This window comes from uncultured Piscinibacter sp. (genome assembly GCF_937952055.1).
In the GTDB taxonomy this organism is placed as follows: Bacteria; Pseudomonadota; Gammaproteobacteria; order Burkholderiales; family Burkholderiaceae_C; genus Piscinibacter.
In genome coordinates this window covers 84,960-108,578 of record NZ_CALFYO010000034.1, presented here as the reverse complement: position 1 = coordinate 108,578, position 23,619 = coordinate 84,960, and the positions used below count along the sequence as shown (strand labels likewise).

18 protein-coding genes and 1 tRNA gene are annotated in these 23,619 nt (G+C 71.8%); 6 read left to right on the top strand and 13 right to left on the bottom strand.

Going from position 1 to position 23,619, the window contains the following annotated elements; all coding sequences use genetic code 11:
• Together Q0599_RS26065 and Q0599_RS26060 are read left to right on the top strand one after the other, a co-directional pair.
• A tRNA-Phe gene (locus Q0599_RS26065) sits at window positions 1-76 on the top strand.
• Between the two features lie 346 nt (window positions 77-422).
• Window positions 423-1,853: an MATE family efflux transporter gene (locus Q0599_RS26060; RefSeq protein WP_298835725.1), complete on the top strand. Its 1,431-nt coding sequence runs from the start codon at window positions 423-425 to the stop codon at window positions 1,851-1,853.
• A gap of 48 nt (window positions 1,854-1,901) precedes the next feature.
• Here Q0599_RS26060 and Q0599_RS26055 read toward each other — a convergent pair whose 3' ends face one another.
• The 5 genes from Q0599_RS26055 to Q0599_RS26035 all read right to left on the bottom strand — a co-directional run bounded on the left by Q0599_RS26055 (window position 1,902) and on the right by Q0599_RS26035 (window position 9,743).
• Complete coding sequence (locus Q0599_RS26055; RefSeq protein WP_298835723.1) at window positions 1,902-5,141, bottom strand: hypothetical protein; 3,240 nt, start codon at window positions 5,139-5,141, stop codon at window positions 1,902-1,904.
• A 16-nt stretch (window positions 5,142-5,157) separates the two neighbouring features.
• A complete protein-coding gene (locus Q0599_RS26050) occupies window positions 5,158-6,720 on the bottom strand; it encodes a DUF1501 domain-containing protein (RefSeq protein WP_298835721.1) in 1,563 nt (520 codons plus the stop codon).
• A gap of 292 nt (window positions 6,721-7,012) precedes the next feature.
• Complete coding sequence (locus tag Q0599_RS26045) at window positions 7,013-7,993, bottom strand: tripartite tricarboxylate transporter substrate binding protein (protein WP_298835719.1); 981 nt, start codon at window positions 7,991-7,993, stop codon at window positions 7,013-7,015.
• Window positions 7,994-8,037: 44 nt separating this feature from the next.
• Window positions 8,038-8,397 (bottom strand): hypothetical protein, encoded by a 360-nt coding sequence (locus Q0599_RS26040; protein WP_298835717.1) that lies wholly within the window; start codon window positions 8,395-8,397, stop codon window positions 8,038-8,040.
• Window positions 8,397-9,743, bottom strand: a complete 1,347-nt coding sequence (locus Q0599_RS26035; RefSeq protein WP_298835715.1) for an acyclic terpene utilization AtuA family protein — start codon at window positions 9,741-9,743, stop codon at window positions 8,397-8,399. The genes Q0599_RS26040 and Q0599_RS26035 overlap by 1 nt, the downstream gene beginning before the upstream one ends.
• Before the next feature lie 117 nt (window positions 9,744-9,860).
• Here Q0599_RS26035 and Q0599_RS26030 point away from each other — a divergent pair, with 117 nt between their 5' ends.
• Together Q0599_RS26030 and Q0599_RS26025 are read left to right on the top strand one after the other, a co-directional pair.
• A complete protein-coding gene (locus Q0599_RS26030; protein ID WP_298835713.1) occupies window positions 9,861-10,802 on the top strand; it encodes a LysR family transcriptional regulator in 942 nt (313 codons plus the stop codon).
• Window positions 10,803-10,887: 85 nt separating this feature from the next.
• A complete protein-coding gene (locus Q0599_RS26025) occupies window positions 10,888-12,810 on the top strand; it encodes an FAD-binding monooxygenase (RefSeq protein WP_298835712.1) in 1,923 nt (640 codons plus the stop codon).
• 12 nt (window positions 12,811-12,822) lie between these two features.
• Here the strand turns inward: Q0599_RS26025 and Q0599_RS26020 are convergent, their stop codons facing one another.
• From Q0599_RS26020 to Q0599_RS25995, 6 genes are all read right to left on the bottom strand, one after another.
• Window positions 12,823-13,143 carry a hypothetical protein gene (locus tag Q0599_RS26020; protein WP_298835710.1) on the bottom strand — a complete coding sequence of 107 codons (321 nt, stop codon included), beginning with the start codon at window positions 13,141-13,143 and terminating at the stop codon, window positions 12,823-12,825.
• Between the two features lie 84 nt (window positions 13,144-13,227).
• Complete coding sequence (locus Q0599_RS26015) at window positions 13,228-13,485, bottom strand: MoaD/ThiS family protein (protein WP_298835708.1); 258 nt, start codon at window positions 13,483-13,485, stop codon at window positions 13,228-13,230.
• 10 nt (window positions 13,486-13,495) lie between these two features.
• The gene (locus tag Q0599_RS26010) at window positions 13,496-14,635 is read right to left on the bottom strand and encodes a sialidase family protein (protein ID WP_298835706.1); all 1,140 of its coding nucleotides are present in this window, start codon (window positions 14,633-14,635) and stop codon (window positions 13,496-13,498) included.
• 57 nt (window positions 14,636-14,692) lie between these two features.
• The gene (locus tag Q0599_RS26005) at window positions 14,693-15,538 is read right to left on the bottom strand and encodes an ADP-ribosylglycohydrolase family protein (RefSeq protein WP_298835704.1); all 846 of its coding nucleotides are present in this window, start codon (window positions 15,536-15,538) and stop codon (window positions 14,693-14,695) included.
• Between the two features lie 60 nt (window positions 15,539-15,598).
• A complete protein-coding gene (locus tag Q0599_RS26000) occupies window positions 15,599-15,973 on the bottom strand; it encodes a hypothetical protein (protein ID WP_298835702.1) in 375 nt (124 codons plus the stop codon).
• Window positions 15,974-16,076: 103 nt separating this feature from the next.
• Window positions 16,077-17,570 carry a Do family serine endopeptidase gene (locus Q0599_RS25995; RefSeq protein WP_298835699.1) on the bottom strand — a complete coding sequence of 498 codons (1,494 nt, stop codon included), beginning with the start codon at window positions 17,568-17,570 and terminating at the stop codon, window positions 16,077-16,079.
• 732 nt (window positions 17,571-18,302) lie between these two features.
• Between Q0599_RS25995 and Q0599_RS25990 the strand changes: the two genes are divergently transcribed.
• Window positions 18,303-20,846 (top strand): M1 family aminopeptidase, encoded by a 2,544-nt coding sequence (locus Q0599_RS25990; RefSeq protein ID WP_298835697.1) that lies wholly within the window; start codon window positions 18,303-18,305, stop codon window positions 20,844-20,846.
• 64 nt (window positions 20,847-20,910) lie between these two features.
• A complete protein-coding gene (locus Q0599_RS25985; protein WP_298835695.1) occupies window positions 20,911-22,617 on the top strand; it encodes a hypothetical protein in 1,707 nt (568 codons plus the stop codon).
• Window positions 22,618-22,695: 78 nt separating this feature from the next.
• On the opposite strand, the gene Q0599_RS25980 is transcribed toward Q0599_RS25985, so the two are convergent.
• A complete protein-coding gene (locus Q0599_RS25980) occupies window positions 22,696-23,001 on the bottom strand; it encodes a hypothetical protein (RefSeq protein ID WP_298835693.1) in 306 nt (101 codons plus the stop codon).
• Window positions 23,002-23,013: 12 nt separating this feature from the next.
• Window positions 23,014-23,529 (bottom strand): hypothetical protein, encoded by a 516-nt coding sequence (locus tag Q0599_RS25975; protein WP_298835690.1) that lies wholly within the window; start codon window positions 23,527-23,529, stop codon window positions 23,014-23,016.
• Window positions 23,530-23,619 lie beyond the last annotated feature (90 nt).

The window sequence follows — 23,619 nt, the reverse complement described above, 5'->3', positions numbered from 1 at the left end:
GGCCAAGTAGCTCAGTTGGTAGAGCAGCGGATTGAAAATCCGCGTGTCGGTGGTTCGATTCCGCCCTTGGCCACCAACACCCACTTCCTCGTTCGACAAGCATTGGGACGAAGAGTCTGAGCAAGGGGCCCGTCCGTGGGCCCCTTGTCCATTGCAGACCCCGACGCCGCGACCCTCAGTCGCAGGGGGTGCGCCAGGGCAGGCGATGCCAGGCCGCGAACAGCGCGCGCTGGTCACGACATCCGGCTGCGCTAGAAGGACGGTGACATCGCGGCAGCCCCACTCGCGCCGCCTTCGCACCACCCACGCCGGCGATCTGGTGGGACACTTGCCGCCGTCGATTCCCGCCTGTTCCGTTCGTCGTCTCGGCGTGGTGCGCAAGCCAAGTGCGTCGCAGCCGCGTTGCCGCCAACGGAGTCCCGATGAACCCGACCGATTCCATCACTGTCGATGCTCCTGCCGCGTCTCCCCGCTCGCTGTGGCGCGAGCTCGGCGACGCGATCCGCGGCACCGGCGCGGACTACACGAAGATCCCGCTGGGGCGCGCCGTGTTCCTGCTCGCGGTGCCCATGGTGCTGGAACTGGTGCTCGAGTCGACGTTCGCGGTGGTCGACATCTGGTTCGTTGCCAAGCTCGGCGCCTCCGCCGTCGCGACGGTCGGGCTGACGGAGACCTTCCTGTTCCTGCTCTACGCCATCGGCATCGGCCTGGCGATGGCGGTGACGGCGGTCGTCGCGCGGCGCACCGGCGAGGGCGATCGCGAGGCCGCCGCCCTGAGCGCCGCGCAGGCGATCTGGATCGCCGTGCTGGCCTCGCTTCCGTTCGCGGGGGTCGGCATCGTCTTCGCGCGCGAGCTGCTGCAGCTGATGGGCGCCGATGCGTGGACGCTGACGCACGGCGTGGGCTACCTGCAGTGGATGCTGGGCACCAACGTCATCCTCATGCTGCTGTTCGTCTGCAACGCGATCTTCCGCGGCGCCGGCGACGCGGCGGTGGCGATGCGGGTGCTGTGGGTCGCCAATGGCGTGAACATCGTGCTCGATCCGATCCTGATCTTCGGGCTCGGGCCGATCCCGGCGCTGGGGGTCGAGGGCGCGGCGATCGCCACCGTCATCGGTCGCGGCACCGGTGTGGCGATGCAGCTGTGGATGCTGCTGCGCGGCAGCCAGCACATCCGCGTCGCCAAGGCGCACTTCGCCTTGCAGGCCGAGGCCCTGTGGCACATCGTGCGCACCTCGCTCGGCGGCATCGGCCAGATGATCGTCGCGATGACGGCATGGATCTTCCTCATGCGCATCCTCGCCGCCGTCGGCAGCGAGGCAGTGGCCGGCGCCACGATCGCCATCCGCCTGATGATGTTCACCCTGATGCCGGCCTGGGGCATGTCCAACGCCGCCGCCACCCTGGTGGGTCAGAACCTCGGCGCCGGCGAGCCCGGCCGCGCCGAGACGTCGGTGTGGCGCATCGGCTGGTACAACATGGTCTTCACCCTCGCGGTGTCGGTGGTGTTCTTCCTCGTCCCGCGCGAGCTGATGGGCCTGTTCACCAGCGAGCAGGCGGTGGTCGACATCGGTGCCGAGTGGCTGCGCATCCTGTCGTACTCCTACTTCGTCTACGGCTGGTGGATGGTCTCGGTGCAGGCCTTCAACGGCGCGGGAGACACGGTCACGCCGACGAAGATCAACCTCGTGTTCTTCTGGCTGATCCAGATCCCGCTGGCCTGGCTGCTGGCCTTGCAGCTCGACCTGCAGGCCACCGGCGTGTTCTGGGCCGTGTTCGTCTCCGAGACCTCGGTGGGCCTGTTCACGCTGTGGCTGTTCACCCGCGGGAGGTGGAAGGCCGTGAAAGTCTGAAGCGGCGGCGGGCGCGGGCGTCGATCCCCCGCGCGCGCCCAGCCCGCGTTACGGCTTCTTCTCCTGCGGGGCCTCGTCCACCCGCGAGGCATCGCGCACCGCCTCGTCGTAGACGCCGCGCTTCGCGCGCCGCTCCTGCGGCCCCATGCCCATCACGCGTTCGCGCTGCGCGCGGATGAAGGCCTCGTCCTGCACCGAGAAGCCCCAGCGCAGCTCCGGCACGGCCTGGTGGCGGCCCTGCACGACGCTCGGGCCGGTCACCATCAGGTACCAGGCGCGCTGCCCGTTTTCCATCGGCAGCCCGTCCTTCGGCGTCTTGAAGCCGCCGCGCGCGGTGTCCACCGCAAGCGTCGCCCCGCGCGGGATCTCGATCAGGTCGCCCACCGCCAGGGTCTGCCCGCGCTCGAGCGGCCTAGGCGGCGACTTGCTGCCGGGCTCGCCGAGCACGCGCACACCGCGGGCCGCGTCGACCTTCGCGCCTTCGAACCAGCCGAGCAGCAGCGCCGGGGCGAAGCGGCCGGTGCGATCCAGCGGCGGCAGCGGGCCGCCACCGCAATCGATGCGCTGGCAGCCGATGTCGAAGCGTGGCGGCTGACGCGGCAGACATGCCTGCGGATCGCCCTGGCGCAGGCAGGCATCGAGCGCGATCGGCAATCGCCAGAAGCCGCAGCGGCCACCCGTGCAGAGCTGCTGCCAGTCGCGCCAGGGCCGCAGCTGCGGCCGCTCGGTCACGGTCACGCTGCCGGCCGAGCAGTTCAGCTGCAGTGCCGAGCCCGCGCGTGTCATGCCGCCGGCGAGCTGCTGGCACATCTCCTGGTAGGTGCAGGGCGTGCCGTTGCACACGCGCAGGCGTGGCGCCGGCCCGAGGCTGCCGGCCGCGGCGATGCCTGCCAGCCAGTACTGCGGCGATTGCACGAGCACACCGCAGTACTCACGCAGCTGGCCCTCGAGCGTGTTGCGCGCGGCAGGGCTGGAGACGTCGGCCAGCGCGGTGTCGAGATCGGGCACGCCGAAGAAGTCGTTGAGCAGGGCCTTCTCGAGCAGCCCGCCGTCGTGTGGCAGCGCGTCGACGCGGATCTGCGGGTCGTTGATGAACCAGTCCTTCATCGTCAGCACCGCGTCGCGCATCCGGATCGGCGCGCCCGGGTTGGCGGCGTTGAAGGGGCCCACCGCGTCGACCAAGCGGTTGATCCAGTCGGCCCCGGCCACCGGCTTGGTACAGGTCTTGTGCTGCGCCTCCCAGGTCAGCAGGCCCTGGAAGTCGGTGTCGCGGAAGCCCGGCTCGGCATCGCGCACGAACTGGCCGATCGACTTGGTCAGCTCCGAGCCCGGGTAGCTCGCGTCGGCGAAGCGCTTGGGCGCCGGCCAGCCGAGCGCGGCGTGCATCGAGTAGGTGAGCGAGCGTGCGCTGTAGCGATGGATGCCCTCGGCCATCGAGTTCTTGTGGTTGGCCGGCTGCGCGGCCGCGCTGTAGACGGGGTCGGGCACCGGTGCAGCCATCGAGGCGGCCGTCCAGCCCGGCTGCGCCACCGGCGGGAAGCGTGGGTCGATCTCGGCCCAGGGGTCGAGCACCAGCGGCTCGTCGTAGGGCGAGGCGGCGCCCGTGCTCTGGGGTGACTTGCGGTTGAAGTAGTCGCTCAGCATGATGCGCTGGAGCAGCGAGCGCAGCGACCAGTCGTTCGGCACCAGCGTGTACTCGGAGAGATACCAGAGCACGTTCGATTGCGACTGCGTGCGCGGGAAGTAGTTGGCAATGGTCAGCGGCGCACCCATGGTCTCGGTCCAGACCTGGTCGGTGATGTTCATCGCCAGCAGGAAGGCCAGCGCCGGCGGGCCGTCGACTTCGCTGGGGGTTGCGGTGCACACGTCGGTCGTGCACGCGGCGCAGGCCATGGGCGCGCCGGCGGGCGGCAGGCTGGCGATCCAGTTGTCGATCTGCGTCATCTCGGCGGCGCTGAGGTAGGGCCCGCCCGGCGGCATGCGCGTGCCCGAGCCGGCCGTGCCGCGCACCTTGCGCGAGAGCATGCTGGCCGCGGCGTTCCCGCGTGCCACGCGCAGCACGGTCGCGTCGCGCTGGCTGGGCTGGTCGAGCAGGTTGTCGGTCCAGTTGGCGGCGGCCAGGTTCAAGCCGCCGGCCGGGCTCGCACCGCCGTGGCACTCCGTGCAGCCCTTGCTGGTCAGCAGCGTCTTCACGTCGCCCGTGGCCGGCTCGGGCAGCGGCGCCGGGCCGACCCCGCCAGCGCAGGCGGGCGTGCCGCAGGCGCTGCAGGCCGCGGGCTTGTGGCGCACCAGGCCATTCAGCGCCAGGCTGCGCCGGCCCTCGTCGAGCAGGCTCTGCACCGTCCAGATCGAGCTGCCCACGGGCAGCGGCTGCGTCAGGTGAGGCGCCGGTCCGTGCGTGTCGACCGAGGCGGCCGCGCTGCGGAACGAGCCGCAGTTGGTCAGCGAGCTCCAGGGCGTGCGCGGCGGCGCGCTGCTCGGGTCGTCGAAGACGCCGCCCGACGCGCCGGTGCGGAACAGCGACGAGATCTGGCCCGGGTCGCCACCCTGTTCGTTGGCGAACACCGCCTTCTCGAACTTGCCGAACACGGGCCACGCGCGCTTCCAGTAGGTCTGCGGCCCGGTGGTGGAGAACGAACTGTTGTGGCACTGCATGCACTCGCTCTTGCGGTGCAGGTAGGCGTGCATGAAGGTCTCCGCCATGTCGGTGCGCTGGTTCTCCTCGTTGGCCTCGGCGCCCTGCAGCGGTTTGCTCTGCATCGCGAAGAGGTGCGCCGAGTAGGCCGCAAACACGTTGTCGGTGGCGAACGAGGAGGCGAGCACGTCGCTCATGTTGAAGGCCGCCGGCGGTGTGCCGCCAAAGCCGGACAGATCGGCCCGGCGCGCCAGCAGGAAGTCGGCCAGCGCGGCATCGCTGCTCGCGCGCAGCGGCGCGCCGTAGCAGCTGGTCTGCGCCTTGTGGCCGCTGCGGTTGACGCGCAGCATGTCCACCAGGTTCTCCTGCCAGTGGGTGCTGAACTCGGCGTCCTGCATCAGTGCGCCCAGCAGTTCCTCGCGGCCGCGGCCGTTGGGCGTGGCGGCGATCACGTCCACCAGCAGGCGGGTCTCTTCGGTGCCGCGCACCTTGCGGCCGAGCAGCTTGGGCACCGCCTGGCGCACGAACGAGGCGTCACCGGCGTCGTCGGAGGGGATGGTGGTGAACAGGGAGCAGCTCGGGCTGCAGCCGCCCACCAGGGCCACGAGCAGCAGCGCGAACCAGCGCAGAACGCGGATGGACGGTGTCTTCATGGTGCGGCTCCCTGGGCTACGCGCCGAGCACTTGGGTCTTCAGGCCGCGCATCAGGTCGCCGTGGCTGGAGCCGGCGGTCGAGAAGCTGATGTCGGGCACCGCGTAGGCGTCGTTCTCGAAGGGCATGATCCCGCACGCGGTGAGGATCGCGGCGCGCAGGTCGGCGGGCTTGAAGTGGTGCGCCGGGTCGGCACGGCCGTCGTCGCCCGCGGCCACGCCGGAGGCGTTGCTGTCGAGCAGGGCGCCCGACACACCGCGCGTGACCGGCCCGCCGATCAGCACCTGGCAGAAGCCCTCCGGCCAGTGATCGCGGCCGCTGCCCGCGCGCGTCGGCGTGCGGCCGAACTCGGTGGTCAGCACCACCATCGTCTTGCTCAGGTCGAGCGTGCCGGCGTCGACCAGTTCGCGCAGCGTCTTGCAGATGTTGAACAGGTTGCCCGTCGTCACGCTGGCGTGCGGGCCGCCGTGGGTGTCGTAGGCGCCGCCGCCGGAGGCGGTCTGCATGCCCTTGTCGATCACGCAGGCGTAGCGCGGCGCGTTGGCGCCGGTCTGCGCAAGCAGGTAGGCGGCCAGGCGGATGCCGTGCCCCGGCATGTTCTCGAAGGTGCCGGCGCTGGGGCAGGCCGCGTCGCTCGGCAGCGCCAGCGGGGCGGGCGAGCCCGGCGCGGTGAGCAGGCCGTGCAGCGAGGCCGCGCCGAACACCATCGCGCTGCTCGATTCGAAGGCGGCGAAGCCCTTCGAGCGCGTGCGGCCCGCCGGCGTGCTGGAGAGCATCGAGCCATGGCGCAGGCTGGCGCTGTACTGGTCGACGTACTGGCGCAGCAGCGCATCGCGCTCGCTGCGGATGCCGCTGCGCGTGAGCGAGCCCAGGAAGCCCGGCAGGCCGGCACCCACCTTCAGCACCAGCGGCCGCGCGTAGGCCGGGTGCATGCCGATGGCGGCCGAGGCCTGCAGGTTGTCGGTGGGGAAGCTGAAGGTCTCCGGCCACAGCACGTACGAGTAGGGGCGCGGCGGCGGCGGGCCGGCCTCGATGTCGCGCGAGACGAAGTGGTGCTGGATGGCCGCGCCGAGCCCCGCGAGCTTCGGGTTGCCCAGGCGCTGGCCGGTCATCGTCAGCGGGATCGCGGCCTCGTGCGGCTGGAACTCGTGCGCCAGCACGACGACGCGCATCTTGTTCAGGATGGCCGGCTTCCACAGCGGCCGCGTGGCCGGCCCGAGGTGCACAGGCCGGCCGTTGGCATCGTTGGCGAAGGGCGAGGGGGCCGGGTCGGTGAAGGCGGCGTCGCAGCCCGCGAAGGGCAGCGCGGCGACCTCGGCATCGAAGCCACGGAAGCGATTGGCGGCGCCGGGCGCGCGGACGTAGAAGGTCTCCCACGGCGACAGGCCGCCGTAGAGATGGATCTCCAGGATGCGCAGGTCGGGCGGTGTGGGCCACACGGTGCCGGCGGTGGCCGGGATGCTGCCCCACACCGAGGCCCGGCCGACCGAGGGCAGCCAGAGGCCGGCGGCTCCGATCGCAGCGGCGGCCAGCGTGCGCCGCCGGCCGGGGTCGATGACGCTCCTCGCACGACGGGCCATGGCATCACCTCCGCATCGTCATTCCTGTCCTCGCACTGGAGCACAGTCTGCGCGGATGCGGATCGCACGATCTAGGGAAGGCAGCGAGCGGCGCTAGGGGGGCACCGGCTGAGGGACTCGTCGACCTCCGATCCGACCGGAGCTGACTTGAGGAGGGCGCTCCGGCCGGTGGCCCCAGGGCCCCATGCTCACCCCGGAGCCCTCGAACGAGTCGGGCATGCCTGCACCTGCGCCGGCCGCGCGGGACCGGCGGCAGCTCGGTTCAAGAAGGCGTGGCGGCACCTGGCCGGGTTCACTCCGGCTCGATGCCGGCCGCCTTGATGACCTTGCCCCACTTGGTCGTCTCGGCGGCCTGGAACTTTGTGAGTTCCTCCGGCGTGGTGGACCACCCGGCCACGCCGCCGTTCTCGAAGAAGGCCTTGGCCGAGGCGCTCCTCACGGCCGCGCCGAGCAGCTCGTTGAGCTTCGTGACCACCGGCGCGGGCGTGCCTGCCGGCACGTAGGCGGCGAACCAGTAGCCCATGTCGTAGCCTTTCACGCCGGCTTCGTCGATCGTGGGCACGTCGGGCAGCTGCGGGCTGCGCGTCTGCGTCGAGAAGCCGAGCGCGCGCAGCTTGCCGGCCTTGACCTGCGGCACGCCGGTCGAGGTGTCGGTGATCATCAGGTCGATCTGGCCGCCGAGCAGGTCGGTGATGGCCAGCGGATTGCTCTTGTAGGGCACGTGCAGGACGTCGACGCCCGCCAGCTGCTTGAGCATCTCGCCGGCCACGCGGCTGGAGGAACTGCCGCTGCCGAAGCTCAGCTTGCCCGGCGACTGGCGTGCCGCGGCGAGCAGCTCGGCGACGCTCTTGTACGGCGAAGCTGCATTGACGACCAGCACCTGCCCGCCCTTGCCGAGGCCGGTCACGGGGGCGAAGTCCTTCACTGGGTCGTACGGCAGCTTCTTGTAGAGATGCTCGTTGGCGGCGTGCGTGGTGTTGGTGGTGATCAGCACGGTGTAGCCGTCCGCCGGCGCGCGCGCCGCCTGCTGCGCCGCCAGCATGCCGCTCGCGCCCGCCTTGTTGTCGACCACCACGGGCTGCTTGGTCTGCTCGGTGAGCGACTGGCCGAGCGCGCGTGCGAGCTGGTCGGTGGCGCTGCCGGCCGCGAAAGGCACGACGAAGTTGATGGGCTTGGCCGGGTAGGCCTGCGCCGCGGCGAGGCCGGGCAGGGCAAGGGCCGCGCCGAGCGCGGCCGAGAGGATGCGTCGTCGCAGGCAGAAGCTGGGGGTCATGGCGTGTGTCTCCTGGGTGATGGGGTCGTTGGCGGTGGAAATCGTCAGTCCGGCCCGACGAGGTGCCGTGCCAGGTCGGGCGGTACCTCGACGGGCAGGTCGAGCAGCAGGAACGACAGCGCCTTGCCGTGGCTGTCGAGGTTCAGGGAGTCGTTGACGCCGCCGTCGAGCACGTCGTCGATGACGAAGTTCATGGCCTGCAGCGATGGCAGCAGGTAGCGCGTCACCGACGCGGGACGGCGATGCGCGAACTGGCGCGCCACCGCCTCTTCGGTGACCTGGGCCACGAGCAGCGGCCAGAACGCCGGATGCCAGGCGATCACGCTGATGTTCGAGCGGTTGCCCTTGTCGCCGGTGCGGCCGTGGGCGAGCCGGTGCAGCGGCGCGACGATGGCGGCGGCCATCACGTCAAGGCCTCGACGAAGCGGTGCGACGACGGCACCTGCGCGCGCGGCACGCTGCACGACACCGTGCCGAGCCGTGCGCGCAGTGCCGTGCGCACGCCGCCCCCGCCGGCCGGGCCGCAGGTGTAGAGCGCGGTCACTTCGCGCAGCAGCCGTTCGGCGCGGCCCCGGTCGGCATGGCTGAGCGCGACGCGCAGCCGCACGTCGCGCGCCTCGCCGGCCGGCAGCGCGGCGAGCCAGCGGCCGCCGTCGTCGCCGAACACACTGGCCACGCCGATCAGGTCGGCGCGCAACGGGCCGAGGCCCTTCAAGCGCTCGCGCAGCACCTCGGCGGCCAGGCGCGCGCGCGCCTCGGCGCGTGCGCCGGCATAGGAGATCTCGCCCTCGGCGAGCCAGCCGGTCTCGTGGCAGATGTTGACCTTCAGGCCCTCGGGGCGCGGGTGGCCGCGCACCCCCGTGAGGCGAACCCGATCCGTGCCCTGCTGCGTGACCGCGGCCGCACCGACGTCCGCCACCACGTCGGGCGTCAGGTAGGCGCAGGGATCATGCACCTCGTAGAGCAACTGCTCCTTGACGGTGTGCTCGTCGATGCGACCGCCCGTGCCCGCGGGCTTGGTGATGGTGCAGTGCCCCTCGGCATCGATCTCCGCGATCGGGTAGCCCAGATGCGCCAGGTCGGGCACGTCCTTCAGCCCCGGGTCGGCGTAATAGCCGCCGCTGACCTGTGCGCCGCACTCGAGCAGGTGGCCGGCCATGGTCGCGCGGGCGATGCGGTCCCAGTCGTCGCGGCGCCAGCCGAAGTGGGCCAGCGCCGGGCCGACGGCCAGCGAGGGATCGGCGACGCGGCCGCACACCACGATGTCCGCGCCGTCGAGCAGCGCGTCGGCAATCGAGCCGGCACCGAGGTAGGCATTGGCCGACACGACGTTCAGGCCTTCGGCTGCGTGTTGCCAGAGCGCTCGCTGCGCCCCGCCGCCGAGATCGTCGCCGACGACGACGGCGACACGGGGTGGGCGCAGGCCGAGTTCGCGCGCCAGTGCGTGAATGCGGCGCGCGGCGCCCTCCGGGTTGGCCGCGCCGAAGTTGCTGACGATGCGTACCCCGGCGCCCAGACAGCGCGCCAGCACCGGGCGCAGCAGTTCGTCGAGCAGCGGCTCGTAGCCGAGCGTCGGATCCTGGCGGCGCGCGAGCTGGGCGAGGGCCAGCGTGCGTTCCGCGAGCGTCTCGAAGATCAGCACAGCCGCGCCGCCGCTGGCGACCAGCGCGTCCACGACCGGGCCGGCGGCGTCGGTGCGGTCGCCGGAGAAGCCGGCTGCGCAGCCGATGCGCAATAGGGGTTGAGTCATCGTCTCCTGCGGTCGCCGCGTGTCCGGCGGCGACTCGGTGCTTGTTCGGGGGCGACTCTAGGCAGGCCGCGCTAATCTGTGAAATCGAAACTCGCGATCGATTGATCTGCTTCACAGATGAATATCTCCACACGCCAACTGCGCGCCTTCATGGCACTGGCTGCCGAGCGCAACTTCACGCGCGCGGCGGCGGCCTGTCACCTCTCGCAGCCGGCCTTCAGCGCGTTGATCCGCCAGCTCGAGGAGTCGCTGGGCGTGCGCCTGTTCGAGCGCAGCACGCGCCATGTCGAACTGAGCCCCGAGGGCGATGAGTTCGACCGCTCGGCGCGACGCGTGCTGGCGGAGTTCGAAGCTGCGCTGTCAGGCATGCGCGAGCGCGCCGCCCGCGAGCGCGGCCGCGTGTCGATCGCGCTGCTGCCTTCGCTGGCAGCCGATTGGCTGCCGCGGGTGCTGGCCGCCTTCCATGCCGAGTACCCCGGCATCGAGCTCGAGGTGGCCGACGTGCTCTCCGAGCCCTGCATCGAACTCGTGCGCAGCGGCCGCGCCGACTTCGCGCTCGCCGCGACGCGCGCCGAAACCCCCGAGCTGCGCGCGGAGCTGTTCTGCAGCGACGACTTCCACCTCGTCTGCCCGGCGACACACGCGCTGGCGACGCAGCGCGACCCGCGCCCGCGCGACCTGGCGCCCTGGCCCTTCATCCATCTCTCGCGCACATCGAGCGTGCGCCAGTACATCGACGCGGCCACGCACCCTCAGCGGCTGCCCGCGGTGCTCGAGGTCGACCAGCTCGCCACCGTCGCCGGCATGGTGCGTGCCGGCCTGGGCATCAGTGTCGTCCCGGCGCTGACGCTCTACCAGTTTCGCGCGCCTGATCTCGTGACGCGGCCGCTCCGCTGGCCCGGATTGACGCGCCGCATCTACCTCGTGCGGCGGCGCGACCGAGGGATGTCCGTCGCGGCGCAAGGCTTCTACGACTGGGTGATGGCACGTCGGCCCGAGCCTGCACGCGGCGGCACCCGACGTGCCGCGGGGGCCCTGCGACGCCGTCGAGCCAGCTAGTGCGACGACCGTGGCCCGGCGTTCCTCTCGGCAGGAACGCGCGCCGCGTCACACTCTGGTCTCCGCAACCCACAGAGCACGCGCGATGCAGTTCCACCTGAACGGCTTCAGGCCCGGCGATCCCCACGTCTTCGACGCGTCTCCCCGGGCGGCGCCGCACCAGGACGCCGCGCCGTCGCAGGTCGACGTGCTGATCGTCGGCTGCGGCCCTGCGGGCCTCACGCTGGCGGCGCAGCTCGCTGCCTTCCCCGACATCCGCACCTGCATCGTCGAGCAGAAGGACGGTCCGCTGCAACTCGGCCAGGCCGACGGCATTGCCTGCCGCACGATGGAGATGTTCGAGGCCTTCGACTTCGCCGAGCGGGTGGTGAAGGAGGCCTGCTGGATCAACGAGGTGACCTTCTGGAGGCCCGACGAGCAGCAACCCGGCCGCATCGTGCGCCACGGCCGCGTGCAGGACACCGAAGACGGCCTGTCGGAATTCCCGCACGTGGTGCTGAACCAGGCGCGGGTGCACGACTTCTACCTCGAGACGATGCGCCGGTCGCCGAGCCGGCTCGAGCCGCACTATGCGCGCCGGGTGCTCGACGTGTCGGTCGAGCGCGCCGCTGCCGACCACCCGGTGACCGTGCGGTTGGAGCGCACCGATGCCGCCCATGCGGGCCAGGCCGAGACGGTGCGCGCGCGTTACGTGGTCGGCTGCGACGGCGCGCGCAGCCAGGTGCGCAGGTCCATCGGCCGGCAGCTGGTGGGCGACTCGGCCAACCACGCCTGGGGCGTGATGGACGTGCTGGCGGTGACCGACTTCCCGGACATCCGCTACAAGTCGGCGGTGCAGTCGGCGCACGGCAACCTGCTGGTGATTCCGCGCGAGGGCGGCTACCTGGTGCGCCTGTACGTCGAGATGGACAAGCTCGGCGAGGAAGAGCGTGTGGCCAGCCGCCACATCACGCTCGAGCAGCTCGTCGGCGCCGCGCAGCGCATCCTCGCGCCCTACACGCTGGAGGTGAAGGAGGTGCCCTGGTGGTCGGTCTACGAGATCGGCCAGCGCATCTGCGACCAGTACGACGACGTGCCGGCCGGGGGCCTCGCCACGCAGCAGCCGCGCGTCTTCATCGCCGGCGACGCCTGCCACACCCACAGCCCGAAGGCCGGGCAGGGCATGAACTTCTCGATGCAGGACACCTTCAACCTCGGTTGGAAGCTCGCCGCGGTGCTGCGCGGGCAGTGCACGCCGCAGCTGCTGCACACCTACTCGGCCGAGCGCCAGCCGGCGGCGCAGGAGCTGATCGACTTCGACCGCGAGTGGGCGAAGATGTTCAGCGACCGGGCCAGGCAAGGCGCCGGCGGCAACGCCGAGGGCGTCGACCCGAAGGCGTTCCAGCAGTACTTCGAGCGCCACGGCCGCTTCACGGCCGGCATGGGCACGCACTACCGACCGTCGATCATCTGCGGTGAGGCGACGCACCAGCACCTGGCCACCGGCTTCGTGATCGGCACGCGCTTCCACTCGGCGCCGGTGCTGCGCATCGCCGACGCGCGGCCGATGCAGCTCGGCCATGTCGGCAAGGCCGACGGCCGCTGGCGCCTGTATGCCTTCGCCGGCGCCAACGATCACGCGGACCCGGCCGCGGGCGTGCGCGGCCTGTGCCGCTTCCTGGAGGAGTCGAGCGAGTCGCCGCTGCGCCGCTTCACGCGGGCGGGCCAGGACGTCGACGCGGTGTTCGACCTGCGCGCCGTCTTCCCGCAGGGCCACCGTGAGCTGGCGATCGAATCGATGCCGGCGCTGTTGCTGCCACGCAAGGGGCGACTCGGCCTGCGCGACTACGAGAAGGTGTTCAGCCCCGACCTGAAGAGCGGGCCGGACATCTTCGACCTGCGCGGCATCGACCGCCGCCGCGGTGCGCTGGTGGTGGTGCGTCCCGACCAATACATCGCCCACGTGCTGCCGCTGGACGCGCACCGGTCGCTGGCCGACTTCTTCGCCGGCTTCATGCTGCCGGCCTGAGGCCGGCGGGCCTCAGTGCAGGTTCGACGGCGGCTGGCTGAACAGCTTGGCTGCCCGGCCCTTGAGCTCCAGCAGCTCGCTGGGCGCCACCGAGTAGCGGCCGCCCAGGGCGTCGGCCTCGATGCGGAACTCGACCTCGCGCTGGCCGTTGCGCAGGACGCCGACGCTGAACTCGTAGTCCTTGCGCGAGGCGGGCAGGCCCTGCGCGGCGGCGTCGTAGTCCTCGTAGCGCACGTTGCGGATCTCGCCGCTGGCCAAGTCCAGCTCGCCCTGGGCGCGGACTTCGTCCTCGCTCAGTTCGTCGATGATGGTGATGGGTAGCTTCAGGTCCATGGCCGGTTCCGCGGAGAGGTGGGGCCCGGGACGGGCAGGCGCCAATTGTCCCTTGAACCGGCGCCGGGCCCGCGCCGCCCCGGCTCAGCCGCCGCTGAGCGCCAGCACGATGGCGACGTCGTCCTGCGGCTGCAGGGCGTGGCCGAGGTCGCGCACGCAGCGGCCGTTGACGAACACGCGCATGTTCGGCCGCAGCTGCTGCTGCTCGTCGACGACGCGGAAGCGAAGGCCGGGGTAGCGGCGGTCCAGGTCGGCGAACAGCGCGGACAGCGTCTCGCCGGCCGCCTCGACGCGCGACTCGCCGGTGTAGGAGCGCAGCGCGCCGGGGACGAGCACCTTCATCGCGGTGCGCTCAGGCCGTCTGCGCCACTTCGACCGCGTAGATCTCCGGCAGGTGGCGTGCCAGGTTGACCCAGCGCGCGCCGCCGTCGTGGCCGATCCACAGTTCGCCGCTCGTGGTGCCCAGGTACAGCGCCGGCTCCGGCAGCGCATCGACCGTCATCGCCTGGCGCTTCAGGGTCCACCAGGCCTGGACCTGCGGCAGGCCCTGGTCGAGCCGCTGCCACGACTGGCCCGCATCGCGCGTCACGTAGGCCGCCGGGCGGCCAGCCGGGCTGGTGCGCGGCCACACCTCGGTGCCGTCCATCGGGAACACCCAGGCGGTGTCGGGATCGCGCGGATGCACGACCATCGGAAAGCCGATGTCGCCGACCTCGGCCGGCATCGCGCGACCGATGCGCTGCCAGCGTCTGGCGGGCCGGTCGAGCCGGTAGATGCCGCAGTGGTTCTGCTGGTAGAGCCGGTCGGGGTTGCCGGGGCACAGGCGCACGCAGTGCGGGTCGTGGAAGGTCACCGTGCCGACGTCGAAGCCCTCGACCACCTCGAGCCCCTCGATCAGCGTCGACCAGCTGCGCCCCGCGTCGTGCGACTCGTGCACGCCGCCGCCGGACATCGCGAAGTACAGGTGCGCCGGGTCACGCGGATCGACGATGATGGAATGCAGCTTCGGGCCGTCGGGCGTGCCGTCCTGCACCGTGCCCATCCACTCGCGGAACTGCGCGTCGTCGTTGACGGCCGGCAGCGGCTTCCAGCTGACGCCGCCGTCCTCGGAGCGGAACAGGCCCTGCGGCGAGGTGCCGGCGTACCAGCTGTCCCGCTCGCCGGCGTGGCCCGGCGTCAGCCAGAAGGTGTGGTCCACGGAGCGCGCCGCCAAGCCGTTGGCGGGCTTGTCGAAAGCCGGCGGCTGGCGCGCCTCCTTCCAGCTGCGGCCGAGGTCGGTGGAGCGGAACACCGTCGGCCCGAGGTGGCCGGTCCTGGCCGCGGCCAGAAGGGTGCGTCCGTCGCGCGGATCGAGCCGGACGTGGCTGATGGTGTGGCCCAGGAAGTGCGGGCCGTCGACCGTCCAGGCGTCGCGCTGCGCATCGCCATGGAACAGCCAGGCGCCCTTGCGCGTGGCCACCATCAGCACGAGGCGGGTCGACGATGAGTTCATGAGGATCCCTCCTTGAAGGCTGCCAGCGTGCAGCGCGCCGAAGCGACAGGCTTCGCTTCACCGCCGCGACGAACGGGCGGGTGGCGTCTCGACATGCTCGCACGCCGGCGCGGCAGGATCGACCGCCACCTTGATGCCATGGCGGTCGCAGAAGCGCTGCGTGACCTCGCGCAGCGACGGATCGAGCGCTTGCCAGACCGGCACGGCGATGTGCGGTGGCACGCCGCCGAAGTGCGCCTCGGCGACGGCCCCGGCGATGCAGGCCAGCGTGTCGGAGTCGCCGCCGATCGAGATGGCGTTGCGCAGCGCATCCTCGAAGTCCTCGGCCTCGAGGAAGGCGCGAATCGCGTGCGGTACCGTGCCGGCGCAGGACAGGTCGAAGGCGTAGGCCGGCCGCACGCGGTCCAGCGGCACCGCGAGGTCGTAGCCGAATGCCGCTTCGACGTGACGGCGGATGTCTGCCTTGGTCGCGCCTTGCCGCGCCAGGAACACGGCAGCAGCCACGGCCTGCGCGCCTTTCACGCCGTCCGGATGGTCGTGCGTGACCACCGTGAAGCGCTCGGCCGCGGCGAGCACCTCGTCCAGCGTGTCGAAGGCCCAGGCCGCCGGACTGATGCGCATTGCCGCGCCGTTGCTCGAACTGCGCGGCGCGCTCGCGCCTTCGCCGGCGTTCACCCAGGCGAGGAAGGTGGGGCCGAAGCCCGCCTGCGGATAGCGGCCGTGGAAGTCGCGCATCACGGCGCCGACCGCGTCGCCGCTGAGCAGGCAGTGCGCGAGCGCCACCGTCAGCACGGTGTCGTCGGTGAACCGGCTCGCCGCATCGAACAGCGGGAAGGACTTGGTCTTGACGTTGTTCCGCTCGTAGACGGAACCGATGACATCGCCGGCGATGGCTCCGAGCACGGGACGACTCCTTCAGGATGGCGCCAGGCGGGCCGACATGCGGTCCGCCGAAGCCGCAGGCTACCCGGGCGCGTCGCGCCGGCCCAGGGCGGCGAACGCGCTGTCGTCGATGATGTCGACGAAGCCGGAGGCGGCGAAGGGGGCCGGCGCGCCGTGGCGCTCGCGATGCTGCTTGCGGGCGAAGAGCTTCGCCTGCGCGGCCGGGGGCAGGTCGGTGACGCGCAGCAGCCCCTTGGCGAGCATCACCTCCAGCAGGTCCTCGAGCACGCGCACGACGTCGGCATCGAGGCGCGCGTAGGCGTCGGCCGAGTCCTCCCGCCCGAGGAAGCGCTGCACCTCCTGCGCGGACTGCGGCAGGTACTCGACGGCGTCCAGCGTCGGCGAGCGATGCAGGCTCTCGATCTCACCCCTGGCGTTGCGATGGACGTAGGGCACGATGAATCTCCATGGCCGCGCTCGGCGCTTCCGTGCAGCCGGACGCGCCAGCATGTTGGCGGTCATGCTACGCGCGCGCGGACCGCTTGTCGCGCCCGCTGATTCAGCCCAGGTTCACCGGCAGGAAGATCTGCTGCCCCCCGCGGCTGACGAGCAGCGCCACCGAGGCCGGCTTGGTGCGCAGTGCCTCGCGCACCTGCTCGATGCGCTGCACCGGCTTGCCGTTGAGTGCCAGCAGCACGTCGCCCGGCCGCACGCCAGCGAGCTGCGCGGGGCCCGACACCTGCTCGATCAGCAGGCCGTGGTCCAGCCCGGTGCGGCGCAGCTCGTCGCGCTCCAGCGGCCGCACCGCCAGGCCGAGCGTGCCGCCTTCGGCCTCCGCCGAGGCCTGCTGGCGCGGCGGCTCGGCGCGGCCGAGGGTCACCGCCAGCTCGCTGCGCGACTTGTCGCGCCACACCGAGAGCTTCATCTGCTCGCCCGGCTTGGCCAGGCCGATGCGGCTGGAGACGTCGCCGGCCACCTGCACGCTCTGGCCGTCGACCGCGGTGATCACGTCGCCCACCTTCAGGCCGGCTTTCTCCGCCGCGCTGCCCGGCGCCACGGCGGACACCAGCGCGCCATTCGGCGCGGACAGGCCGAACGAGGCCGCCAGCGGCGCCGACAGGTCCTGCACGGTGACGCCCAGTCGCGCATGGTCGACGCGGCCGTGGGCGACGATCTGGTCCTTCACGTGCAACGCCACGTCCACGGGAATCGCGAAGGCCAGGCCCTGGAAGCCGCCGCTTTGCGAGTAGATCTGCGCGTTGATGCCGACCACGCGGCCGGCCGAATCGAACAGCGGGCCGCCGGAGTTGCCGGGGTTCACGGCGGCGTCGGTCTGGATGAAGGGCACGACGCTGTCGCCGGGCAGCGAGCGGCCCTTGGCGCTGACGATGCCCTGCGTGGCCGTCTGCTCGAATCCGTAGGGCGCGCCGATGGCCAGCACCCAGTCGCCCACCTGCACGGCGTGCGCGTCGCCCAGCGTGACGGTGGGCAGGCCCTTGGCGTCGACCTTCAGCACGGCGATGTCGGTGGTGGCGTCGCTGCCCAGCACCTTGGCGGCGAACTCGCGCCGGTCGGACAGCTTCACCGTCACCTGCTTGGCGCCGCGCACCACGTGCGCGTTGGTGAGGATCAGGCCATCGGCGCTGACGATGAAGCCCGAGCCCTGGCCGCGGAAGGGCTGTGCGTCCAGCGGCGGCAGGCGCAGGCCGGGGATACCGCGGAAGAAGCGGAAGAACGGCTCGCTGTCGGCATCGGGGCCGCCGTCGTCGTCGCCCGGGTCGGACGCGTTGCGCAGGCCGGCCACCGTGACGCCCACCACCGCCGGACCTTGCGACTGCACGATGGCGCGATAGTTGGGCAGATGGCCGGTGGCCAGCGTGCTCGCGGCGAGTGGCGCCGCGGTGGCGGGCGCGGTGACGGTGGAGGTGGCGGCGGCCGCGGCCTCGCCGCGATGCAGCCAGGACGGCAGTGTCCAGGCATCGGCCGCCGTGGCGGCCAGGGAGAGCACCAGCAGCGCCGAGGCGGCAGCGGTGGCGGTGAGCTTGCGGGACATGTGAGGCTCCTTTCGTCGGGAACGCTGCGTGGCGGCAGCGGATGAGGAGCACTCTAGAAAGTGGGGGTGAGGGGGCGGTGAGGCGAAGGTGAGGTGAAAGTGAAGACCGCTACCGCTACGGTGCGCAAGACGGACCTCGGCGGAGCATCACCGGCGCGGCCGGATCACGGCCACCACGTCCCGGTGGCACGCCTCATCCGGTGCGGCAGGACGCGCCACCAGATCGAGAGCATGAGGCGTATCGTCGCCGCCGGCCGGGGAAAGGGGACATCGCGTGGCGTCGCGCGTGCGCCGGGCGGCTTGAGTCGCCTCAATCTCCGAGGGCCGGCAGTGGCCTTCGATGCTTCGGGCGTGCGGCACGCGGTCGGCGGCGGGCAGCACCGCACGATGCGTGACGGCGCGTGGTCAGCGCCGCAACCCGGTCCCCCGTGCAACCGCCTCGAGGGTGCGCGCCGTACTGCTGCGCCCATGTCGGCGCGGGCTCGCGCATCGGGCATCCCTCGGTGATGCCATCGCGGGTGACGACGCGGGTGCTCTGCCGCTCCGGTACGCCCGCAGCGACCACGTTCCGTTCCAGTCCGGCGACGCCGCGAGCGTGACACCCGATACGCACGCACCCATAATTCCTCGGTCGGCGTGGCCACCTGTCCGCACGCCCTTGCGTCAACCGAGGGGGCGCGAAAAGAAATGGTCCGGCAGGCGACGTGGTGTGGCTGGGCGCTGGCGGCTGTCATGACCCTGCTCGCGCCGGCCGATGCGGGGGCGCAGACCGGCGAACCGGCTGCAGGCGTTGCGCTGGATCTGGCCAGGGCGCGGGCACGCCAGATCAGCCACCTGCGCTACGAACTGACGATGTCGATTCCGGCGGCCCAGGCGCAACCGGTGTCGGGCACCAACGTGCTGCGGTTTCGACTGGCAGACCGGACGAAGCCGCTGGTGATCGACTTCGACGCCGAAGGCGCAGCCGAGGCGACCGTCACTGCCAACGGCGTCGTGGTGCCCACCCGCGCGGTCAACGGCCATCTGGTGATTCCCGCGTCGCGGCTGCGTCGCGGCGAGAACACGGTGCGCATCGACTTTCGTGCCGGCGACGCACCACTCAACCGCAGCGGCAACTTGCTCTACACCTGGTTCGTGCCGGCCAATGCGCGGCGGGCGCTGCCTTGCTTCGACCAGCCCGATCTCAAGGGCCGCTGGACCGTCTCGCTGGAACACCCGGCCCCGTGGCAGTCGGTGGCCAACGGCGCCGAGCGCGACCGGCGGACGATCGGCGACCGTGTGCGTGTGCGTTTCCACGCCACCCGGCCGCTGCCGACCTACGTGCTGGCCTTCGTCGTCGGCGACATGAAGGTCGAGACCGCGACGCGCGCCGGCCGCACGATGCGCATGTTCCACCGCGAGAACGATGTCGCCAAGCTGGCGCGCAACCGCGACGTGCTGTTCGATCTGCACGCGCAGTCCCTGGCGTCCCTGGAGCGCTACACCGGCATCCCCTATCCGTTCGCCAAGTTCGACTTCGTCCTGATCCCGGCGTTCCAGCCCGGTGCCATGGAGCACGCGGGGAACGTCGCCTACAGGGCCGAGTCCTTGCTGCTCGACGAGTCGGCGACGCAGGACGCACTTCTCGCGCGCGCCCACGTGATCGCGCACGAGACGGCCCACATGTGGTTCGGCAACCTGGTCACGATGCGCTGGTTCGACGACGTCTGGACCAAGGAGGTCTTCGCCAATTTCATTGCCGACAAGGTGATCGAGCCGCAGTTCCCGCAGGTGCGGCACGACCTGCAGTTCTTCCTGGCGCACCACGGCAGCGCGTACGCCGTCGACCGCTCGGCGGGCGCGAACCCGATCCGCCAGCCCTTGGACAACCTCGGCGACGCAGGCAGCCTGTACGGCCCCATCGTCTACGACAAGTCGCCGGTGGTGATGCGCCAGCTCGAAGCGCTGCTGGGCGAGAAGGCCTTTCGCGACGGCGTGCGCAGCTACCTGCGCCGGCACGCCTTCGGCAACGCCACCTGGGACGACCTGATCGCCGCCCTTGCCGGGCGCACGAAGCGGGACCTGAGACAGTGGAGCCGCATGTGGGTCGACGAGCCGGGACGCCCGGTGATCCGCACCGAGCTCGACGTGCACGAGGGCCGCGTGCGACGGCTGGCGCTGCAGCAGCGCGACCCGCAGGGGCGGAACCGCCTGTGGCCGCAGCAGCTGCGCGTCACGGCGGGCTGCGGCGCGCAGCCGCGTCGCATCGTGGCCGGGCTGGTGGGCCGCGAGGTCGACCTGACGGGATTGCTCGCAGGCTGCGTGCCCGACTACGTGCTGGCGGGCGGCGACGGCTGGGGCTATGGTGAATTCGAGCTCGATGCCCGTTCGCAGGACCATCTGCAAACCCGCATCCCCGAGATCGGCGACCCGCTGACGCGGAGCGTGGCGTGGTCCGCGCTGTGGGACGCGCTGCTCGGCGGCCGCATGGCGCCGGGCCGCTGGTTCGAGATGGCCACGTTGAACCTGCGCAGCGAGCGCGACGCTCAGCTCATCGGCGATTGGCTCGGCGACCTGAACGTCGTGTGGTGGCGGTTCCTGACCCCGGTGCAACGGGCCGAACGAGCCCCGGCGCTGGAGTCGCTGCTGCGCGGTCGCCTCGACGCTGCGCCCGAGCCGGGCCTGAAATCGACCTGGTTCGCCGGGCTGCGAAGAGTCGCCACCACGCCTCAGACGGTCGCCTGGTTGCGCGCGCTGTGGCAGCGCGAAGCAAGCCTCCCAGGCCTTCCCCTGGTCGAAGCCGACGAGACGGCGCTTGCCTTCGCGCTGGCCCTGCGTGACGTGGACGGCGAGCAGGCTCTGCTCGATGCGCAGCGCGACCGCATCACCAACCCGGACCGCAGGGCACGCTTCGAGTTCGTCCGCGGGGCTGTCTCGGCCGACGCAGGCGTGCGCGAGCGCTGGTTCCGGGCATTGCGGGACCCCGCCAACCGCGGCCGCGAGATCTGGGTCGTGCAGGGCTTGAGTCTGCTGAACGGTCCGCAGCGGGCCGAAGCCTCCGCGGCGCTGGTGCCCGAGGCGCTGGACATGCTGCTGGAGGTCCACCGGACCGGCGCGCTGTTCTTCGATGAATCCTGGCTGGCTGCCACGTTGGGAGGGCATTCCTCGCCCCAGGTCGCTTCGGCGGTGACGCGCTTCATCGACGCCTTGCCGGCGGACTATCCCCCGCGGCTGCGCGCCAAGGTCCTGCAGGCCTCGGACTTGCTGATGCGGGCAGCGCGGGTGGGGGGGCCCTGAGCCGAGCTCGAGATTGACACCTGCGGGGCGCCTCAGTACAAGGGGCGGCCACGAAGGAGTGCCGATGAACAAGCGCCCGCACGCCGTTCTGCGCGGCATGAGTCTGGTCGTGCTGGGTGTCCTCGCTGCCTGCGCCCTCGTGCCGCTGCAGCCCGACCGCGGCGCCACGGCGCCGCAGCTCGAGGGCTTCGGCCGCATCGACGCGCCGGTCACCACACGCAGCGACGCCGCACGCCGGCTCTACCACGCAGGCGTCCTGCAGGCCTACGCCTTCAACGAAAAGGAGGCCGTGCGCCAGTTCAAGGCCGCGCTGGCGATCGACCCGACCTGCGCGATGTGCGCCTGGGGCGTGGCCTGGCAGCTCGGTCCGAACATCAATGCCCGGGAGCGCGGTGATCTCACCGAGGCACGGCGGTACATCGACCATGCCTCGCGCCATGGGCAGGACGCCAGCGCGCGCGAGCGTGCGCTGATCGACGCGATGGCCACGCGCTACGACGTGGCCGCGCGCACCGGTCCGGCCTTCACGCCGTCGGACGCCGATGTGTGCCGGGGGGCACGGGGCGACAAGGCCGCCCATCCGCTGGACATCGCCTATGCGGAGCGCCTGCACGCGCTCGTCATGGCCTATCCCGACGACGCCGACATCCTCTCGCTGTGGTCCGAGGCGGCCATGATCGTCGCCAAGGACGACTGGTACGACAAGACCACCGGCAAGCCATTGCCGCGCATCGCCGAGATGGTCGAACGGCTCGAGGCCCTGCTCGAGGCACAGCCCGGCCACACCGGCTTGAACCACTACCTGATCCACGCCGCGGATGCTCCCTCGAATGCCGCCCGCGCCGTGGCCGCGGCCGACCGCCTGGCCACGCTGGCACCGGGTGCGCCGCACCTGGTGCACATGCCGGCCCACATCTACATCCGCGTGGGCCGCTATGCCGATGCGGCCGCGCGCAACGAGAGCGCCCTGGCGGCAGAGGATGCGCAGGACGAGGCGCAGAAGGCGCAGGGCTTTGGGGTCAGCAAGGACTGGCGCGGCCACAACACGCATTTCCTCTGGTATGCCGCACTGATGCAAGGGCGTGGCGAGGCCGCGCTGGCCGCAGCGCGCAGCGTCGCCGGGCGCGCCAAGCGCGACACGGTATGGAGCGAGTACTTCCGCAGCGTTCCGCAGCTGACCTTGCTGCGCCTGGAACGCTGGGAGGCGCTGCTGGACGAGCCGCCGGCGACGGGCGCGCGCGGCATGGCCGCGGCCGTCGGTCAGTCGGCGCGCGGCGTCGCCCTGGTGCGACTCGGGCGCCTGCCCGAAGCGCAAGCGGCGCTGCAGGCCGCCGATGCGGGCGCGGCGACGCTGCGCGCGACGCACGCGTCGGCCAGCGACGAGGACCTCGGCATCCGCAACATCGCCGACGCGATGCTCGCGCGTCTGCGCGCCGAACTGGCCGCCGCCGACGGCCGCGGTGACGAGGCGCTGGCGCAGCAAGCCCGCGCGGTGGCGGCAGCGAGGGATGCCGACGACAAGGAGCCGCCCCTGCTGGCCGCCGGCGCGCGGCTGGCGCTGGGTGACCTGCAGCTGCAGTTCGGCCGCGCGGCCGACGCCGAGGCGACCTTCCGCGCCGACCTGGCGGTGCTGCCCGACAGCGGCTGGGCCTTGCGCGGCCTGGCGCGCGCGCTCGCGGCGCAGGGCAATGCGGCCGAGGCGGCCGCGGTGCGCGCCCGCGGCGAACGCGTCTGGCCGCAGGCCGATGCGGCCCTCAAGAGCCGCGGCTGAGGGCGCCCCATCTCGTGTCTTCGGCAGGACCGCCGGCGTCGTGGCGCCGGATGGATGGGCAGGCTGGAAGCCGACGCCTCAGTCGTGCGGCTCGCCGAAGGCCGCGAGGAACTCGGCCACGAAGTGCAGCGAGCCGGTCAACGACAGGTTGACGGCACACCAGCCACCGTCCTCCATCGCAACCTGGAGGTCGTGATCCCAGTCGTTGCCGTCGTCGGCCGGTCCATGGCTGTGCGGGAAATGGCGCCACGCCCAATCCAGGATCTGCTGCACTTCGGCCATCACGGCGGCATGCTGGTCCCGCGGCGTCGACGCCATCGCCTCCAGCGTGGCCACGCCGTCGCCGGCCTCGCCGAGATCGAACATCAGATAGTGCAAGGGCAAGGCGCGAAGCGGCTAGCGCGGCGCGCGCAGCGCGAGCGGCTCGGCGATCTGCGACGCGAAGCGCGCATGGCAAGCCTGGCAGCTGGCCCGCAGCTGCAGGCCCGCCGCATACAGGCCGCGCGCGTCGCGACGCCGCGCCGCCGCACCCGCGGCGGCAGCGCCGTCGCGCATCGCATCGGTCCATTGCAGCCAATCGGCCCGGCCCCTGGCCAGCGCCGGATCGGCCAGCGTGTCGCTGGTCCGCGCCAGTTGGGACGCCGCGTCGACCACGGCCTGCCAGGCTTCGGCGGCCGTGGGTTCGGGGTCGGCCCGGGCATGACGGTCGGCTGCGGCGAACAGCACGCCGGCCGCCGGATCGACGAGCAGGTCCATCAGGTCGGGCAGGATCAGCGCGAGCTCATCCTCCAGCGACGCCGCCAGGTGCGCCACCGGCAGCGCGGGCACCGGGGTCGCAGCGTCGTTGCGTGAACAACCGGCCAGTGCGAGCACGAGCAGCATGCCGCAGGCGCGCCGTGAGCTTGGCCGCATCGTCGTCTCCTTGCGAGGCAGCGCGCAGGCCACGAAGGCGCCGCGACGCACCGCATCCTTGTTGTGAACGCGAGGGTAGCGCCGATCGAC